General features: G+C 61.1%; 20 protein-coding genes and 1 pseudogene. 8 read left to right on the forward strand and 13 right to left on the reverse strand.

Features of this window, described 5'->3' with window-relative positions:
• A partial coding sequence (locus B9N88_RS14940) for an AlgP family protein (RefSeq protein ID WP_218191467.1) occupies positions 1 to 593 on the reverse strand: 593 nt, incomplete at its 3' end.
• 192 nt (positions 594 to 785) lie between these two features.
• On the opposite strand from B9N88_RS14940, the gene B9N88_RS14945 reads away from it, so the two are divergent.
• Positions 786 to 1,463, forward strand: coding sequence for an FKBP-type peptidyl-prolyl cis-trans isomerase (locus B9N88_RS14945; RefSeq protein ID WP_027608336.1), 678 nt, complete (start codon positions 786 to 788; stop codon positions 1,461 to 1,463).
• A gap of 52 nt (positions 1,464 to 1,515) precedes the next feature.
• Here B9N88_RS14945 and B9N88_RS14950 read toward each other — a convergent pair whose 3' ends face one another.
• The 8 genes and pseudogenes from B9N88_RS14950 to B9N88_RS33285 form a co-directional block, all read right to left on the reverse strand.
• Positions 1,516 to 1,974, reverse strand: a complete 459-nt coding sequence (locus tag B9N88_RS14950; RefSeq protein WP_027608335.1) for an Rsd/AlgQ family anti-sigma factor — start codon at positions 1,972 to 1,974, stop codon at positions 1,516 to 1,518.
• A 209-nt stretch (positions 1,975 to 2,183) separates the two neighbouring features.
• Positions 2,184 to 2,705, reverse strand: coding sequence for a disulfide bond formation protein B (locus B9N88_RS14955; RefSeq protein WP_027608334.1), 522 nt, complete (start codon positions 2,703 to 2,705; stop codon positions 2,184 to 2,186).
• A 236-nt stretch (positions 2,706 to 2,941) separates the two neighbouring features.
• Positions 2,942 to 4,183, reverse strand: coding sequence for a heme biosynthesis protein HemY (locus tag B9N88_RS14960; RefSeq protein WP_027608333.1), 1,242 nt, complete (start codon positions 4,181 to 4,183; stop codon positions 2,942 to 2,944).
• A gap of 5 nt (positions 4,184 to 4,188) precedes the next feature.
• Complete coding sequence (locus tag B9N88_RS32910) at positions 4,189 to 5,313, reverse strand: uroporphyrinogen-III C-methyltransferase (RefSeq protein WP_027608332.1); 1,125 nt, start codon at positions 5,311 to 5,313, stop codon at positions 4,189 to 4,191.
• A gap of 18 nt (positions 5,314 to 5,331) precedes the next feature.
• Positions 5,332 to 6,090: a uroporphyrinogen-III synthase gene (locus B9N88_RS32915; protein WP_027608331.1), complete on the reverse strand. Its 759-nt coding sequence runs from the start codon at positions 6,088 to 6,090 to the stop codon at positions 5,332 to 5,334.
• Complete coding sequence (gene hemC, locus B9N88_RS14970; protein ID WP_027608330.1) at positions 6,087 to 7,028, reverse strand: hydroxymethylbilane synthase; 942 nt, start codon at positions 7,026 to 7,028, stop codon at positions 6,087 to 6,089. The genes B9N88_RS32915 and hemC overlap by 4 nt, the downstream gene beginning before the upstream one ends.
• A gap of 137 nt (positions 7,029 to 7,165) precedes the next feature.
• Positions 7,166 to 7,912, reverse strand: coding sequence for a LytR/AlgR family response regulator transcription factor (locus B9N88_RS14975; protein WP_027608329.1), 747 nt, complete (start codon positions 7,910 to 7,912; stop codon positions 7,166 to 7,168).
• A pseudogene (locus B9N88_RS33285) lies at positions 7,909 to 8,025 on the reverse strand (sensor histidine kinase); the annotation flags it as partial. The gene B9N88_RS14975 and the pseudogene B9N88_RS33285, both read right to left, overlap by 4 nt.
• A gap of 389 nt (positions 8,026 to 8,414) precedes the next feature.
• Here B9N88_RS33285 and argH point away from each other — a divergent pair.
• Positions 8,415 to 9,809: an argininosuccinate lyase gene (argH, locus tag B9N88_RS14980; RefSeq protein WP_027608328.1), complete on the forward strand. Its 1,395-nt coding sequence runs from the start codon at positions 8,415 to 8,417 to the stop codon at positions 9,807 to 9,809.
• A 36-nt stretch (positions 9,810 to 9,845) separates the two neighbouring features.
• Here the strand turns inward: argH and B9N88_RS14985 are convergent, their stop codons facing one another.
• Positions 9,846 to 10,505, reverse strand: a complete 660-nt coding sequence (locus B9N88_RS14985; RefSeq protein ID WP_027608327.1) for a glutathione S-transferase family protein — start codon at positions 10,503 to 10,505, stop codon at positions 9,846 to 9,848.
• Positions 10,506 to 10,630: 125 nt separating this feature from the next.
• Between B9N88_RS14985 and B9N88_RS14990 the strand changes: the two genes are divergently transcribed.
• From B9N88_RS14990 to B9N88_RS15000, 3 genes are all read left to right on the forward strand, one after another.
• A complete protein-coding gene (locus B9N88_RS14990) occupies positions 10,631 to 10,915 on the forward strand; it encodes a hypothetical protein (protein ID WP_027608326.1) in 285 nt (94 codons plus the stop codon).
• A 95-nt stretch (positions 10,916 to 11,010) separates the two neighbouring features.
• The gene (locus tag B9N88_RS14995) at positions 11,011 to 11,265 is read left to right on the forward strand and encodes a TIGR02647 family protein (protein ID WP_027608325.1); all 255 of its coding nucleotides are present in this window, start codon (positions 11,011 to 11,013) and stop codon (positions 11,263 to 11,265) included.
• A 168-nt stretch (positions 11,266 to 11,433) separates the two neighbouring features.
• Entirely contained in the window at positions 11,434 to 14,274 is a 2,841-nt protein-coding gene (locus tag B9N88_RS15000) for a class I adenylate cyclase (RefSeq protein WP_027608324.1), read from the forward strand.
• Here B9N88_RS15000 and rnk read toward each other — a convergent pair.
• From rnk to cyaY, 3 genes are all read right to left on the reverse strand, one after another.
• Positions 14,271 to 14,681, reverse strand: coding sequence for a nucleoside diphosphate kinase regulator (gene rnk, locus B9N88_RS15005; RefSeq protein WP_043293860.1), 411 nt, complete (start codon positions 14,679 to 14,681; stop codon positions 14,271 to 14,273). The genes B9N88_RS15000 and rnk overlap by 4 nt on opposite strands.
• A 131-nt stretch (positions 14,682 to 14,812) precedes the next feature.
• On the reverse strand, positions 14,813 to 15,031 hold the full coding sequence (locus tag B9N88_RS15010) for a DUF1289 domain-containing protein (RefSeq protein WP_027608322.1): 219 nt from the start codon (positions 15,029 to 15,031) through the stop codon (positions 14,813 to 14,815).
• A 2-nt stretch (positions 15,032 to 15,033) separates the two neighbouring features.
• On the reverse strand, positions 15,034 to 15,366 hold the full coding sequence (gene cyaY, locus B9N88_RS15015) for an iron donor protein CyaY (protein ID WP_027608321.1): 333 nt from the start codon (positions 15,364 to 15,366) through the stop codon (positions 15,034 to 15,036).
• A 238-nt stretch (positions 15,367 to 15,604) separates the two neighbouring features.
• On the opposite strand from cyaY, the gene B9N88_RS15025 reads away from it, so the two are divergent.
• The 3 genes from B9N88_RS15025 to dapF are packed head-to-tail and all read left to right on the forward strand — an operon-like array spanning position 15,605 to position 17,866.
• A complete protein-coding gene (locus B9N88_RS15025; protein WP_010207449.1) occupies positions 15,605 to 15,775 on the forward strand; it encodes an LPS translocon maturation chaperone LptM in 171 nt (56 codons plus the stop codon).
• Positions 15,776 to 15,784: 9 nt separating this feature from the next.
• A complete protein-coding gene (lysA, locus tag B9N88_RS15030) occupies positions 15,785 to 17,032 on the forward strand; it encodes a diaminopimelate decarboxylase (protein ID WP_027608320.1) in 1,248 nt (415 codons plus the stop codon).
• A gap of 3 nt (positions 17,033 to 17,035) precedes the next feature.
• On the forward strand, positions 17,036 to 17,866 hold the full coding sequence (gene dapF / locus B9N88_RS15035; RefSeq protein WP_027608319.1) for a diaminopimelate epimerase: 831 nt from the start codon (positions 17,036 to 17,038) through the stop codon (positions 17,864 to 17,866).
• Positions 17,867 to 17,874: the final 8 nt, after the last annotated feature.

A 17,874-nucleotide genomic window follows, 5' to 3' on the forward strand; every position in this document is an offset into this window, starting at 1 on the left:
GTTTTAGCAACTGGCTTCGCGGCTGGTTTTGCAGCAGCAGTTTTAGCAGCTGGCTTGGCGGCTGGTTTTGCAGCAGCGGTTTTAGCAACTGGCTTGGCGGCTGGTTTTGCAGCAGCGGTTTTAGCAACTGGCTTGGCGGCTGGTTTTACAGCAGCGGTTTTGGCTGCTGGCTTGGCCGGTGCTTTAGCAGGTGCACGAGCACCCAGCACTTTCGCTACAGCTTCCTTAACACGACCAACACCCTGGGCCAATTTCAGGCTTTCTTGGGCGTCTTTTTTCAGTTGGGAAATGTAGGTGCGGGTTTCAGCTTGACGATCCTTGAGAGCATCCAGCAGGTCTTCGAGTTCTTTTACCGCGTCTTTGGCTTTGGCTTGTGCCTTGGCCTTGCCGGCAGTGGCGGCGTCTTGCAGTTTGGTGCGGGATTTGTGCAGCTTTTCTTGCGCTTTACCGCGTTGTTTTTCCAGCTTGGCGAGCAGTTTTTCTGCATCGGCCAACGCTTGGGAACATGCGCTTTCCAGATGCTCGAGCAAGCTGCCCGACAATTGTTGGAGTAAATGCAACGGGGTATTTACAGGCTTCTGTTTGGCCGACATGGTTTACCTCCTGGCTGACGTGGGTGCGGCTCATACTAGCCCTCTGCTCTTACCGCCGCTAGGGCATGTTGACAGTATCGTTTGCGTTGCGTTGCAACGTGCGAAAATTCTTATCGATATAACGAAAACACGCGGCACTTTTTACGCACTTGCACTGGCATAATCCGTCGCACTTTCGGCAGGAGAATGCCCATGTCGCGTTACCTTTTCCTTGTGCTGGGCCTGGCGATTTCCGCGGCCAATGCGAGCGAGCAATCACCGTCAAAAACCACGCCCCAAGACCAGCACGACCTCGCCTACAGCCTGGGCGCCAGCCTCGGTGAGCGCCTGCGCCAGGAAGTCCCGGACCTGCAGATCCAGGCCTTGATCGACGGCCTCAAGCAAGCCTATCAAGGCAAGCCGCTGGCGTTGGATAACACGCGCATCGAACAGATTCTTGCCGAGCACGAAGCGCAGGCCGAAGCCGACGCCCAAGCGCCTAAAAGTGAAAAGGCGCTCGCCGCCGAGCAGCAGTTTTTAACCAAGGAAAAAGCCGTGAAAGGGGTGCGCGAGTTGGCCGATGGCATCCTGCTCACGGAACTGACACCCGGCACGGGTAACAAGCCTGGCGCGAATGATCAGGTCCAGGTGAACTACGTTGGACGATTGCCCGATGGCACGGTCTTCGATCAGAGCACACAACCCCAGTGGTTTCGCCTGGACAGTGTGATCAGCGGTTGGAGCAGCGCGTTGCAGCAGATGCCGGTCGGGGCCAAATGGCGCCTGGTGATCCCGTCGGCCCAAGCTTATGGAGGTGACGGTGCCGGCGAGCTGATCCCGCCGTATACGCCACTGGTATTCGAGATCGAATTACTCGGCACCCGTCATTGAGCCAATAAAAAACGGTGCGCCATGCGCACCGTTCTTATCTCGCCCGCAAGGGTCAGGCCTGGGGGACAGCTTCTTCCTTATGGGCGTTGTGGAGCACTTCGATCAGGCAATCTTCCAGTTCGAAACGCTCATGGAGCAGGCCACCCAACTCCTTGAATTTCTCAGCAACGCACTGGCCGGCATCACACAGGTCGGTGAACGCCAGCAGTTTCTCAGTGATGACATCGATACGCGGGTAAAGGGTCTCGGCCAGTTCCAGGCCACGCTTATCATCGAAGGCTTCCGCCTCTTTGGTCAGCTGCTCGTAGACACCGAAATGGCCAGCAGACACATAGTCCACCAACACTTCACAGAACTCCTGCAACGGCTTGCGATTCTCAGCCAGGGCCTCGGGCTTGGCGCCGAGAGCATCAAAGGCCCGAACCAGTTCGTGACGTGCCTTCAACCAGCTGTCGATCAGCTTGTGCACCCCACCCCAGCGTTCCTGAGCATTCTGACAACTTTCCAGCATGATGATCTCTCTTCCCTATAGGGGCGCTGCCGCCTGATGCCCGCGCAACACTTCAAGGATAAAACAGCAGCGGGACAAGGCCGCGTCTGACAAACGGTTTCAATAACGCGTGCGGGCCAGATTATGCCCCCATGACTATGGCTTCAAGGTACGCAGGAGAGAAAGTTCATACAAGTGTTTAATCACGTCCTACAAACTGCGGCCTCCGATCAGCGCCTCGCTGAGCGCAACGGACGGCTCAAGAACAGTCGGGAAAATTGCATGACACCGAGGATCAACATGCCCAGGAAGAACAACAGGCTCCACTCGGGAAGGCTCAGGTCAAATAGCGTCCAGCTTATTTCCATACAGTCGACCGTGCCTTCGACCGTCAATTGCAACGCCTGCCACAGCGACAGGTTCTCGAGCATGTGACTGAGACTGGGCCAGCAATCGGCGGCCTGATCCGCTGCGGCATTTTGCAGCAGCACCTGGCGTACGGCGGTGATGGCACCCAGCAACGAACAGACCATGCTCGTAAACCCGTACAAGTAAAAAGTGGAACGCCTGGGGTTGTGGATGGCGGCGACCAGATTGATCAGCGTGAAGGCAGCCAGAAAGGCCCGTTGCATCTGGCACAGGAAACAAGGACGTAACGAGGCACCGAACTCAAGATAGAAGGACGCACCCAACGTCAGCGCACCCGCCATGAACGCAAGGAAAAACAAGGAGCGTGAAGGGGCCAAAGACATGCTTTATCCGCATCGCGAGAGATAGGTCGTTACGTTAGAGGAAAGGCCTGACCCCTTTCAATACGCGCCAGAGCAGACGATTCCGTGAGAACGTAGGGACATCCCGTCAGAGAATGGAAGACTTGAAACGCATGAACGTAGGAGTTTGCTTCAAAGCCCCTCAGGGCCGGCATATGCGCAGCATTGAAGGGCTGGTTATCAGAAATATCTGAGCCAACCCTAGACTTCTTCCTGCATCAAACTCGGGCAGAAACTGGCAGCGGAGACGCCAGCAAGCGGTTATCCAATAAGCCCAGGCCTTCCTGGAACAGCTGGTTGCTGCGCTCGGTGTCGCCCAACTGCGCCAACAGCCGCGCCAGTTCGGCACAGGCCTCGGGATTACGTTGCACCTGCAGGCTGCTTTCCAGGTAATCACGCGCCTTGCCCCACAGGCTGTTTTGCAGGCACAGACGACCCAATGTCAACAACAGGCTGGCATCGCCCGGGTGGTCCTTTAGCCAGCCTTCGGCAAACTTCAATTGCCGGGCAGGGTCACTGCCGCGCAGCAGGCCGTAGAGACGAATCAGGTGGCTGTCGTAGCCGCGCTTGATGGCACCGCGCAACGCCTCCTCCGCCTTGGCATCGGCGCCCAATTGACGCAGTTGCTCGGCATAGGCCAGGACCAGTTGCGGCTCCTGGCGCTGGGCGGAAGTGAGCTGTTGCCAGGCCCGCTCAAGAGACTGCAGGCCGGCTTCGCCCTGCTCTTCGCGCTGGGCCGCCAGGCTCAGGTTCTCGCCCCAGGCACGCCGTTCCAATTCTGCCAATTCGCCGGCGGGCAGCACCTTGTCCTTGCGCAGCTCCGGCAACAGGCGGATCACCGCCGACCAGTCGCCACGCTGCTGGTGCAGACGCTGTAATTGGCGCAGCACCTGCCCGTTGTGGGGATGACGCTCGTGCATGGCCTGCAAGGTGGTAAGGGCGCCATCAGTGTCGCCACGGTCCAATTGCAACTGCGCATGGCTCAAGGCAACCGCCAGCTCGGCCTGGGGCTGACGCTCCAGGGCGCGCTCGAGCAAACCGTCCGACTCTTCATAACGGCCCTGCTCATTCGCCGCCCGGGCCGCGCCCAGGTAGTACAGCAATGGCTGGCGCTCGGCTTCGGCGGCACGGTGCAGGTGACGTTCGGCACTGGCCCAACGGCCTTCGGCGAGGTCCATCTGGCCCTGTTCGATGGCGATCTGCACGCGGCGGCTGCGGTTACGTCGCGACCACGGGTTGACCACGCCACCCGAGGTGGTGACCAGGCTCAGCAATACGCGGATCAAGTAGATGGCCAGGCCGAAGACAAACACCGCCACCACGGTAGCCCATAGGCTCGACTCGTAGTGCAGCACATGAGGATAGGTAATCAACACATAGCCGGTGTGTTTCGAAATGCCCACGGCCAGTGCCAGGGCGATTGCAATCGCCAGCACCAGGATCACATAGAAACGCTTCATCGGCTCTACTCCTGCTTCGCCGACGTGGCCGCCGGCGTGGCAGCCGCCTTGGCTTCGTCGGCAGACAGATGACGACGCTCGAGGTACGCCTGTACCGCAGCCAGGCTCGCCGCCAGGTCCGGTGTCACCACCGAGACCGCCTTGGGCTCAAGCTCGGCGATACGCGCCAGCATCGCCTTGCTCTGCGGGTTGTCCTGGTTGAAGTTGTCCTGCAACACGCTGCGTGCCTCACCCAGGGAGCGGCTGTACACCGCCGATTCACCATTGAGCGCCGCCCATTGCGCTTGCTCCAGAGCCAGGCTGAGGGCCAGGCGTACCTGGTTCAGGCCTTGACCGGCGAGCAGTGGACGAATGTTGTCGTCTGGGTTGAAGTCGATGCGAAAGTACCGGGAAATCTGCTCCCACCACTGGCTCCAGCGGCTGTCCGTATCGGTGCTTGGACGCCCCTGGGATGCGGGCTCGGTCAGTTGGTACTCAGGGGCGATGGCCGCCAGTTGCACGACCTGATCACGCAAGGCCGCCAATTGCAGATACAGCCCGGTGCGATCCGGCTGCTCAGTACTGCGCAACGCGGCAAGGCTCTTGGCCAACTGCTCGCGTGCGGCGTAGGAGCCTGGATCGCTTTGCTCGCGAAGAATCTCGTCGGCGCCCTGGACCAGGGCCTGGGCGCTGTTGATGTCCTGCAAGGCAGACAAGCGCAAACTCGCCAGGCGAATCAGGTGCTCGGCCTCAGCCAGGCGCCAATCCTTGCGGCTGGCACCCAGCACGGTTTCCAGGCGCTGGCTCAAGCGCTGCTGGTCACCCTGCAACTGGGCCACCAGCCGACGGCGCTCCTCAAGCTCATCCGCACCCGGCAGTTGCGCCAGGCGTGCAGCCAGTTGTTGCTGGCTTTGCTTGAGGGCCTGGGATTGGTCATCCAGGGTCTGCACTTGACCCAGTTGGTGCTGGCTGCTGGCTTGCAGGGCACGAACCTGCCAGAGACCCCAACCGCCGGCGGCAACACCCGCAGCGCCAAGCAGCAGGGCGACAACTGCCAGGCCATTGCCGCGGCGCGGCGCGGTGACCGGTGACTCAACCGGCGCATCAAGTGCGGGTTGGGTTTCATCTTTAGGCAAGGCTGTTTCGCTCACGTATCCGTCCTTTGCGTATCAGAGAGTGGGAACGGCATGACTCCGTAACGCCACTAACAAAGCCGCGGCACTCGCGCCGCGACAATCCACAACTTTTTCTGCGCCAGCGGCCCGCGCCATCTCGGCGACTCGCGGGCTGGGCACGAACAACGGCAGCTGCGCCACCTGTGGCCAATCGGATCCGGCCAGGGCCTGCAGGTGCAAAAAACCCTGCCCACTGCTGACCACCAGGCCGTTCAAGCGTTCCAACTGGATGCACCGGGTCAGTACACCGGTGTCGTAGGCCGGAAGGAAACGACGATACAACTCCAGGTAGTCGACACTAGCACCTTGCTCGCGCAAACGCTCAGCCAGCAGCTCCCGCCCCCCCTCGCCGCGCAGGATCAACACCCGCGCACCGGGCCGTGCGATAGCCTCGCGCAACGCAGGCAATTGAAGCAAGGCCTCGCTGTCGTCGCCGGTTTGGGGATAGTGAACGGGAAGGCCATGATCAACCAGGACCTGCGCGGTGGCCGCACCGACGCTGAACCACGGCAGTTGCGGCCAGGCTTGATCCAACTGCTGCACGGCAAGCCGCGCGGCCGGCTTGCTCACCACGATCACCGCACAGTAGCGGCCAAGATCATCGAAGACGGCCTGTTGTTCGGGGGTAACGGGTAACGGCTCGATGTCCAGCAAAGGCAAGCTGCTGCTGAAGATACCGGTTTCGGACAACGCCGCCGCCAGGGCCGCCGATTCCTCGGCAGGCCGTGTCAGCAGCACGCGCCAGTCGGTCACTGCGGGCCGGCCTCGCCGTAGACCTTTTGCAGGATAGCGCCTGCGCCCTTTTCCAGCAGCTCTTCAGCCACCTGGACACCCAGGGCGATGGCGTCACGTTGCGGGCCACGGACTTCGGCAGTCAGCAGAGTGCCCCCATCCGGATCCCCAACCAGGCCACGCAGCCACAGGTTTTCACCTTCGAGCACGGCGTAGCAGGCGATCGGCACCTGGCAGCCACCGTTGAGGTGCTTGTTCAGGGCGCGTTCGGCCGTGACACGCACTTCGGTCTCATGGTGATCCAGGGGTTTGAGCAGCGCGTGGATTTCACTATCGGCGGTACGGCATTCAATGCCCACGGCGCCTTGCCCGCCAGCAGGCAGGCTGTCTTCGACGCTGATGGCCGAGGTGATGCGGTTTTCGAAGCCCAAACGGATCAGGCCGGCCGCGGCGAGGATGATCGCGTCATACTCACCGGCATCCAGCTTGGCCAGGCGGGTGTTGACGTTGCCGCGCAGGAAACGAATCTGCAGGTCCGGACGACGGGTCAACAGCTGTGCCTGGCGACGCAGGCTGGAGGTGCCGACAATGCTGCCCAGAGGCAAGTCATCCAAAGACGCGAAGGTATTGGAAACGAAGGCGTCACGCGGGTCTTCACGTTCACAGATGCAAAACAGGCCCAGGCCTTCGGGGAAATCCATGGGCACGTCTTTCATGGAGTGCACAGCGATGTCGGCTTCGTTTTCCAGCAGCGCGGTTTCCAGTTCCTTGACGAACAGGCCCTTGCCACCGATCTTCGACAGCGGCGAGTCGAGCAGCTTGTCGCCGCGACTGACCATGGGCACCAGGGTCACCTTGAGGCCGGGATGGGCCTGCTCAAGGCGTGCTTTGACGTATTCGGCCTGCCACAAGGCCAGGGCGCTTTTACGGGTGGCGATGCGGATTTCGCGAGAGGACATGGATCAATCCGTACTGAATAGATACGGCAGATAATAACAGCTCAGGCAAATACGCTTTGATTTGAATCAGCAAGTGCGGGGCCTCCCTGGCCACGTCGCACCGGGATAATGAATGCAGGCTTGCCAAAACCCTCGGGCTAAAGCTGCTGCATCATCTTGCGCACGCCAGCGACATGGCGTCGGCTGACGATCAACGCATCCCCATTAAGCCCTTTGAGGAATAACTGAAAGTGCCCGAGGGGCGTGCGCTGCAGGCGCTCGATTCGCTCACGGGCCACCAGCGCGTTCCGGTGGATTCGCACGAAGCGGTCACCGAATTCATCCTCAAGGGCCTTGAGCGGCTCATCGAGCAACACTTCGCCAGCCTCATGCCGCAGGGTCACGTACTTGTGATCGGCAATGAAGTAGACCACCTGGTCCAAGGGGATCAACTCGATGCCTTTGCGTGTGCGGGCGCTGATATGGCTGCGCGGCCCGTTGCCGCTCTGGGCGGCCGGCTGGGTCAGGGCAGCGAGTTGGGCGCGGTTGGGACGTTCGGCTTTCTTCAAGGCCCTGAGCAAGGCCTCGGCAGTCACTGGCTTGACTACGAAGCTGACACCACTGGCTTCCAGTGCCTGCGCGGCAAACTCTTCTTGAGCGGCGCACAGCACCACGGCGGGTGGCGATTCGCGCTCACTCAGGCGAGCAGCAACTTGCAGGCCATCGAGGCCCGGCATGCGGATATCGAGCAACACCACGTCCGGCTTGAGGCTGTCGATCAACGTCAACGCCTCCTCGCCGCTGGTGGCACTCGGCTCAAGGACTGTATAACCCTCGAGTTCACTGACCAAACGGCTCAGTCGCTCGCGGGCTTGGGGTTCGTCATCAACGATCAGGACATTCATATAGCGCTGGATTCCTGCGTGAGTCTCGCACAAGGATAGCGTAGACAGGTGCGGTGACTTGCGTCACAGCGATCCACGCTAAGACTAGCGCGAGCGGCAAAAAGTGCCCTGACAGCGGCACCCATATTTACCCGGACCTGTTCAATAGCGCCCAAGACCTGCTGCCTTCGGGCATCGTCGTAGGGTTTGCTGATACACAATCCGAATACCCCCCTTTTAAATGGATAGTCAGGCTCTGACCGCATTACCCGACTTTGGTGCATTCACACACTATCAGTCCAACTGTAGACGCTCGCCGAGACGATATTGCTCAATCGTCAAATATCGTATCAATAAGCAGCTGCCTCCAGTCTCGTCCCGGACGCGGTCGGCGGCAAGGCACTTAGCCATCCTTTGCACAAATAAAAATGCCGACGACCCGCAGCACCGCCTCCAAGGGCAACCCTGTTATTATCGCCGCCACACTTTCATGCCTCTTAATAAGCAGACCACGAGCGAACCCATGAGCACCGACAAGACCAACCAGTCCTGGGGCGGCCGCTTCAGTGAACCCGTCGACGCCTTCGTCGCCCGTTTCACCGCCTCCGTCACCTTTGACCAGCGCCTGTACCGCCACGACATCATGGGCTCCATTGCCCACGCGACGATGCTGGCCAAGGTCGGCGTGCTGACCGACGCCGAGCGCGACAGCATCATCGATGGCCTGACCACCATCCGCGGTGAGATCGAAGCCGGTACGTTCGACTGGCGTGTCGACCTGGAAGACGTGCACATGAACATCGAGGCCCGTCTCACCGACCGTATCGGTGTGACCGGCAAGAAACTGCACACCGGTCGTAGCCGTAACGACCAGGTAGCCACCGACATCCGCCTGTGGCTGCGCGATGAAATCGACCTGATCCTGGCCGAAATCACCCGCTTGCAGAAAGGCTTGCTGGAGCAGGCCGAGCATGAGGCGGACACCATCATGCCTGGCTTCACCCACCTGCAAACCGCACAACCCGTCACCTTCGGCCACCACCTGCTGGCCTGGTTCGAGATGCTCAGCCGCGACTACGAGCGCCTGGTGGATTGCCGCAAGCGCGCCAACCGCATGCCGCTCGGCAGCGCAGCCCTGGCCGGCACCACCTACCCGATCGACCGCGAGTACACCGCACAACTGCTGGGTTTCGACGCCGTCGGCGGCAATTCCCTGGACGGCGTGTCCGACCGCGACTTCGCCATCGAATTCTGCGCCGCCGCCAGCATCGCGATGATGCACCTGTCGCGTTTCTCCGAAGAGCTGGTGCTGTGGACCAGTGCGCAATTCCAGTTCATCGACCTGCCGGACCGTTTCTGCACCGGCAGCTCGATCATGCCGCAAAAGAAAAACCCCGACGTGCCCGAACTGGTGCGTGGCAAGAGCGGCCGTGTATTCGGCGCACTGATGGGCCTGCTGACCCTGATGAAAGGCCAGCCTTTGGCCTACAACAAGGACAACCAGGAAGACAAGGAACCGTTGTTCGACGCCGCCGACACCCTGCGTGACTCGCTGCGCGCGTTTGCCGACATGATCCCGGCGATCAAGCCCAAGCACGCGATCATGCGTGAAGCGGCCCTGCGCGGTTTCTCCACGGCGACTGACCTGGCGGACTACCTGGTGCGCCGTGGCCTGCCGTTCCGCGACTGTCACGAGATCGTTGGCCATGCGGTGAAATACGGCGTCGACACCGGCAAGGACCTGGCGGAAATGAGCCTGGAAGAGCTGCGCCAGTTCAGTGACCAGATCGAACAGGACGTGTTTGCCGTACTGACCCTGGAAGGTTCGGTGAATGCCCGTAACCACGTGGGCGGTACCGCGCCGGCGCAGGTGAAGGCTGCGGTCGCTCGCGGCCAGGCCCTGCTCGCCAGCCGCTGAAAAATGTGGGAGGGGGCAACCCCCTCCCACATTTGTTCATTTTTTGGCCGCAACCATCGCCATGAACGCCGGCATCGCGGCCTCCCTGTCCGCCGCCACCTTCTGCGCATTAGGCATGGCATGCAGTCGCTCCAGCAACGCTCTGGCCGCCGGCAATTCAGCCAACAGGTCCAGGCCAAACAGCTTCTCGCCCACCGCACAGGCGAGGTTCACGCTGTACATGAAATACAGATCCGCAATCGTAAAGCCCTCCCCCGCCACATAAGGCGCGAACCTGCCGTGACGGCCTAAAGAGCCGATCCCCAGCAGCAACTCAGCCCTGGATTTCGCCTTGATCGCCTCCGGCACCGGCATACCGAAAAACGCCTCGGCAAAACACGCACGGGCGGGTAATTCGATATACAGCTCGATTTCCCTGCACAACGCCAGCACCTGGGCACGCTGGAACGGGTCGGCCGGCAACAGCGACGGGCCTTCCTGGGAGTGCTCGATGTATTCGAGGATCACACTGGTTTCGTTGATAAACCCCTGCTTCACGCCCAGCACCGGCACCTTGCCACGCGGGCTGACCGCCAGGGCCTCAGGGGTTTGCCCGGCATAAAAGGGCACCTCCTCAAAAGCCAGGCCTTTCTCCAGCAGTGCCAGTTTCACCATGTTGTAGTAGTTGCTGACCGAGAATCCGTAAAGCTTGAGCATCGCAAAGCCTCCAGGCCGTGTGCGGGGTTGGCTGCAGGAGTTATAGATCCCCGGGGCCAGCCTGACCAGCAGCATCACCTGCCTGAATGGGGGTAGACTGGCGCCCTTTCCTTGAGGAGCCTGCCATGAGCGAGCCGACCGATATCGACAGCGACGAAGAAGCGTTCACCGAAAACACCTTGATCGAAGCGATCGAAAACCAGATCGAAAGCGACAACCCGCCTGCCGCCAAGGCCACGTTCAATAAACTGACCCTGGTGGGCTATGAACGTGAAGAGATCCTGAATCTCATGGCTCACGTGTTGGCTTTCGAGATCGACGCGATGCTGGATGAGGACCGCGCCTTCAATACCGAATGGTATGAAACAGCGCTGCGGGCACTGCCTGAGCTGCCGCCCGAAAAGGAATAATCCCGGCACACCGCAACACGCTGGACAGTTCGGCAAAGTGCGTTCACCTTATGGCCTGCTAGCCTCTAATAAATTTTAGAAAGTCTGGAGTCCTTATGTCGTATACCCCTGAGTTGGTTGCCGAACTGGAAATCCTTGTACTCTTCCCCTTGGACAGCACCAAGGAAGGTCTGAAAGTCCATCAGACCGCCGCTCCCTCTGCCATCGCCGCTGCCAAGCGTCTCCATGCGAAAGGGCTTATCGACCAACCGGACGGAGGCTACCTGACCAGCCTTGGCCGGGACGCCGCAGAGCAGGCCCAAACCCTGCTGACCATTCTGAGCACCGCCAACACCAAAGAAGCTGCCTGATACCGTATCCCGCCCATGGAGTCCGCCTCTCGCGGATTCCGAGGGCGCTGCTGTGGAATGGCCCGATTTTTGACGCCAAAAACCATTTCCCTCTAAACCTCCTACGCGACTGGCTGTAAACTCCTACATGGCCGCCCGCGTCGGGCCCTGCGAGCCACCGAGTTCGACATGACCCGCACCCATGAAATCCGCCCTGACCTGGACGAAGGCATCGACCGCAAGGTGCTGGCCCAATTGCGTGCGCGCTTCATGGCCCTGAATGAAGGTCGCATGGCTCGTGCCGTCGAAGGGCTGACGCCGCGCCAGCAAAGCGTGCTGACCCTGCTGCCGCTGTTTTTTCACGTCAATCATCCGCTGTTGCCGGGTTATGTATCGGGCAGTACGCCAGCCGGGCTGTCGAATTTCGAGCCCGACGCCCAGGCACTCACGGAAGCCCAGCGTCTGACCCGCTCGTTCTCTTACAAGCCGCGTCCGGTCAATCAACCCAAACCGATCCACGGCCTGTTCCTGATGGGCAGCCTCGGCACCCTCGCCCAGGCCGACCAGAGTGACATGGATGTGTGGGTGTGCCATGCACCCGACCTGGGCGAAAACGAGCTCGCGGAGCTGCGTAAAAAATGCCAACTGCTGGAAGCCTGGGCCCTGGGCATGGGCGCAGAAGCGCACTTCTTCCTGATTGAGCCGACGCGCTTTGTACTCGGCGAGCGCGACACCCAACTCAGCTCCGACGACTGCGGCACGACCCAGCATTACCTGTTGCTGGACGAGTTTTACCGCACAGCCATCTGGCTGGCCGGGCGTACGCCGATCTGGTGGCTGGTGCCGGTGTATGAAGAGGCCCGCTATGCGGAATTCACCCACACGCTGATCTCCAAGCGTTTTATCCGCGCCGATGAAACCCTCGACCTGGGCCACCTGGCGCGCATCCCTCCCGGTGAATTCATCGGTGCCGGGCTGTGGCAACTGTTCAAGGGCATCGAGTCGCCCTACAAGTCGGTGCTCAAGCTGCTATTGACCGAGGTCTACGCCAGCGAGCACCCGAACGTGCACTGTCTGAGCCTGCGCTTCAAGCGCGCGGTGTTCGCCAACCAGATGGACCTGGATGAGCTGGATCCGTACATCGTGGTGTACCGCCGTATCGAGGAATACCTCAAGGCCCGCAACGAACCGGAGCGCCTGGAGCTGGTGCGTCGCGCCCTGTACCTGAAGGTCAATCGCAAGCTCAGCGCCGGTCAGCGCAGCACCAGTTGGCAGCGGCTGTTGCTGGAGCGCCTGGCCCACGAGTGGGGCTGGGACCAACGCCAACTGGCGCTGCTGGACAGCCGCAGCCAGTGGAAAGTGCGTCAGGTGGCCTCCGAGCGCCGTGCCCTGGTCAGCGAGCTGAACTACAGCTATCGCTTCCTGACCCAGTTCGCCCGGACCGAACAGACGGTCAGCCTGATCAACAAGCGCGACCTCAATGTGCTGGGACGGCGCCTGTATGCCGCCTTTGAACGCAAGGCCGGCAAGGTTGAATTCATCAACCCCGGCATCGCCCCGGACCTGGCCGAAGACACCCTGACCCTGGTGCAATCGCCCAACCGCAAGGAGCCCGGCCAGCACCACTGGGGCCTGTACAACGGTAACCTCACGGCCCTGGAATGGGAGCACTTCGCGCCGATCAAGCGCAGTCGCGACCTGTTGGAGATGCTCACCTGGTGCCACCGCAACGGCGTCATCGACAGCAGCACGCGCCTGGCGCTGCACCCCGGCACCAGCGACATGACCGAATTCGAGCTGTTCAACCTGCTGGGCAGCCTGCAGCAGGCTATCGCCCTGCCCCTGGCCAGCGTTGATGAAGCGCGCCTGCTGCGCTCGGCGGTACCCGAGGAAGTGTTGCTGCTGATCAACGTCGGCGTCGACCCGCTCAAGCATCATCGCGACCTGAATATCCTGATGACCACCGAACGCACCGACTCCCTGAGCTATGCCGGTGTGCGCGACAACCTCGTACTGACCCTGGACCAGGTCACGCTCAACAGCTGGAACGAGGTGATGGTCAGCCGCTACGACGGCCCCCATGCGCTGCTCGACTGCCTGCGCGACTACCTCAACCAATTGCCGTCGGATCATCTGCCTCGGCTGCGGGTGCGCTGCTTCTGTCACAACCGCGCGCAGTTCATTGCCCAGCGAGTGGAAGAAATCTTCGACACCGCACAGAACCTGCTGCTGGGTCAGGGCAATCACCGCTACTTGCTCCAGGTACAGCAGCACTATCACGTGATGGAGTTGATGCCCGGCCAAGCCATCCACGTATCACTGGCGACCCAGGATGCGCTGGTCGCCTACCTCAGCGAAGAATTGGCCAGCTACAGCCCGCTGCACCTGGATGCCATGGCCCTGGAAGACCACGACCTGGCGCTGTTGCTGCCCATGGGCATGGCCGATTGCGTGCAGGTGTTCTACCGGGTCAACGAAGGCTTCGCCGAGCTGTATGTGCTGGATGAATTCAACGCGCTCTGGCAGCAACGCTTGCCGTTTCATGATGAACAGAGCCTGTTGGCGCCGCTGCAGCGCTTTTTGCAGTCGATCATCTACCGCCGGGAAGCGCTATCGCCCCTGGACACGCAACAACCGTTGGGTGAGGTGCAAATCTTGTACTACCAACTGCTGCCGTCGGGCACCACGCGCGCGCGCGGTGTCGAGCCGCGGCCGGCCCCACAGAACCCCGCGAACAAACCGTTTTATGACGTGCAGGCGATTATCGGCAAGGCGGCACCGGGCAAGGTGGGCATTACCCTGTATTGCAATCAGCGGGAGTTTTCCGAGCTGGAGTTTGGCGACCAACTGTTTGCGGTGGTCGCCCAGGAAATCGTCGGGCAACGCCGGGAAACCGAGCGCTACCGCTGCTACATCACCGACCTCGACCTGTCGGGGCTGCTCGGTGATGTGCAAAGCCCAAGCAATTTGTACCTGCGCTACAAGGCCGAGCTGGAGCTCGCGCTGAATGAGGCGCTGAGCCAGGTCTAGAGAGGGAAGGCGCCGCCATCCTCGGGCTGACCATCAACACTGAGCAGCTCAAGCTTGAGGGTCTTGCCGCCCGGTGCCGGCCAATCGATGTGCTGGCCTACCTGCAGGCCAAGCAAGGCACTGCCCACCGGGGCCAGGACCGAAATCTTGCCTTCATCGGCATTCGCATCTTTCGGGTAGACCAGGGTCAGGTGGTAGTCCTTGCCGCTGCCTTGCTCACGGCAATGCACGCTGGAGTTCATGGTCACGACCGTTGCAGGCACTTCATCGTGGCCAACCACTTCTTCGGCGCGGTCGAGTTCGGCTTGCAGTGCAATAACGCCCGGCTGCGTCTCGTCCATACGGTCGATCAATTGCTCAAGACGCTGCACATCAAGACGGGTGAGGATGATGGAAGGTGCGGTCATGATTCAGGCAGACTCCTTTTTTCTGCACAAAAAAGCAAAACCCCGCCAGGAAAAGGCGGGGTTCTCACGGGCCTCGATGAGTTGAGGCGTATCCGGACACTACCACAGCACCGTAAATAAACAAGACGGGCTCAAGGCGCGGCCTTGCGTTGCTCGGCCTGGGCCACGATCACTCGGCGCCGCTGATCATCGGCGGAGCGCCATTCGCGGATGTCTTCCACATGGCGGAAGCAGCCGAGGCAGACTTTTTGCTCGTCCAGGCGACACAAACTGATACAAGGTGACGGCACCGCCGGGCTGACATTACTGAACAGCGGCTTGGGCGGGCGTACGGGCGCAGGCTGGGTCACGGTCAGATCTCGTCGAAATCCAGCTCGGCGCCGGTATATTCGTGGACCAGGCGCGCGAGCATCTCGCCCAGCAACTCTTCACTCTTGTCGCACTGCCATTTGCCGCTTTCTTCGTCGTAGTCGAAGTGGACGCCACCGGAGCGCGCCGCCAGCCACAGCTGCCGCAGCGGTTCCTGACGGCTGAAGATCAGTTGCTGGCCGCTCTCGAACTTGACGGTCAACACCCCGGCCGAGTTTTCCAGATCCACGTCCAGGCCGCTGTCGTCGAAAATATCTTCCAGCGCCTGCTGGGTCGCATCCACCAGGTCGTGAAAACGGGCTTCGGTCAAACTCATTGTGGCAACCTCAAAAGTGTCTGGTTTTGCTCAAGCGCCGCACGATACGGGCGAGCCCCGCCGATTGCAAAGGATACCGATTTCAACGCGATTGACGGCGTGAAATATCCTCAACCAGCGTAGTCCGCTTCCCTGCCATCTCGGCAAACCCCCGCCGGACGGGTATTTCAGCGCATAGGCAAGCTGGCGGGTGGTCGGTATACTCGGGCGCAATTAATGCATATTCAAGGATTTCGCCATGAAGCGCCTGATCTCTTCCCTTGCTGCGCTCGTCGCGGTCGCTTGCCTCGTTAGTGCCTGTGGTCAAAAAGGCCCGCTGTACCTGCCCGATGACAGCAAAGACCCGAATGAACAGGCGCAATCGTCGCAAAAGCCCTCCAAAGCGCATAAGCACGACACCTACGAATAAGGGAGCTCCATGGACGCTTTTAACTACCGGGACGGCGAGCTGTTCGCGGAAGGCGTGGCGTTGTCCGCGATTGCCCAGCGCTTTGGGACCCCGACCTACGTGTACTCCCGTGCGCATATCGAAGCCCAATACCGCTCGTTCACCGACCCTCTCGATGGCGTACCGAACCTGGTGTGCTACGCAGTCAAGGCCAACTCCAACCTGGGTGTACTGAATGTCCTGGCGCGCCTGGGCGCCGGTTTCGATATCGTCTCCCGTGGCGAGCTGGAACGGGTCCTGGCCGCCGGCGGCCAGGCTGACAAGATCGTGTTCTCCGGCGTCGGCAAGAGCCGCGAAGACATGCGCCGAGCCCTGGAAGTCGGCGTACATTGCTTCAACGTAGAGTCCACCGACGAGCTGGAACGCCTGCAAGTCGTCGCGGCCGAGATGGGCGTTCGTGCGCCGATCTCACTGCGCGTCAACCCGGACGTCGATGCCGGCACCCACCCATACATTTCCACCGGTCTCAAAGAGAACAAGTTCGGCATCGCCATTGCCGACGCCGAAGACGTGTACATCCGCGCCGCCCAGCTGCCGAACCTGGAAGTGCTGGGTGTCGACTGCCATATCGGCTCGCAACTGACCACACTGCCGCCGTTCCTGGATGCCCTCGACCGCCTTCTGGCATTGATCGACCGCCTGGGCGAATGCGGCATCTACCTGCACCACATCGACCTCGGTGGTGGCGTGGGCGTGCGTTATCGCGATGAAGAGCCACCGGCGATCGCCGACTATATCCAGGCCGTGCGCGAGCGCATCGAAGGCCGCGACCTGACGCTGATGTTCGAGCCGGGCCGTTATATCGTCGCCAATGCCGGCGTGCTGCTGACCCAGGTCGAGTACCTCAAGCACACCGAGCACAAGGATTTCGCCATCGTCGACGCGGCGATGAACGACCTGATCCGCCCGGCGCTGTACCAGGCCTGGATGAATGTCACCGCCGTGACGCCTCGCAACAGCGAAGCACGCGCCTATGACATCGTCGGCCCGATCTGCGAGACCGGCGACTTCCTGGCCAAGGATCGTCAACTGGCCCTGGAAGAAGGCGACCTGCTGGCCGTGCATTCGGCCGGTGCCTACGGGTTTGTCATGAGTTCCAACTACAACACCCGCGGACGTACCGCCGAGGTGCTGGTGGACGGTGATCAAGCGTTTGAAGTGCGTCGCCGCGAGACGGTAGCCGAGTTGTATGCTGGCGAAAGCCTGCTGCCGGAGTAAGCCATGCTGCTGCGTTTTACCAAGATGCACGGGCTGGGCAATGATTTCATGGTCCTCGACCTGGTCAGCCAGCACGCACACATCCTACCCAAGCACGCTAAACAGTGGGGCGACCGGCATACCGGGATCGGCTTCGACCAATTGCTGATCGTCGAGGCGCCAAGCAACCCGGAGGTGGATTTCCGTTATCGGATCTTCAACTCCGACGGCTCCGAAGTGGAACAGTGCGGCAACGGTGCGCGCTGCTTTGCACGCTTTGTGCTGGACAAGCGCCTGACCGCCAAGCGGCAGATTCGCGTCGAGACCAAGAGCGGCGTGATCGAGCTGGATATCCGCAGCGACGGCCAGATCAGCGTCAACATGGGCGCGCCACGCCTGGTGCCGGCGGATATCCCGTTCCAGGCGACCGAGCAGGCCGCCAGCTACCCGCTGGACGTTGACGGCCAGACCGTCGACATCGCTGCCGTGTCCATGGGCAACCCCCATGCGGTGCTACGGGTCAACGACATCAACAATGCCCCCGTGCATGAACTGGGGCCGAAGATCGAACACCACCCGCGTTTTCCGGCGCGGGTCAATGTGGGCTTTTTGCAGGTGATCGACCGTTCCCGTGCGCAATTGCGCGTGTGGGAGCGCGGTGCCGGCGAAACCCAGGCCTGCGGTACCGGTGCTTGCGCCGCTGCCGTGGCCGCGATCAGCCAGGGGTGGATGGATTCGCCCCTGTTGATCGACCTGCCCGGTGGACGCCTGTCCATCGAGTGGGCAGGCCCTGGCCACCCGGTGATGATGACCGGGCCGGCCTCGCGCGTATACGAAGGACAGGTCCGTCTATGAGTGAGCCA

This window comes from Pseudomonas sp. LAMO17WK12:I1, from assembly GCF_900177315.1.
In the GTDB taxonomy this organism is placed as follows: Bacteria; Pseudomonadota; Gammaproteobacteria; order Pseudomonadales; family Pseudomonadaceae; genus Aquipseudomonas; species Aquipseudomonas marginalis.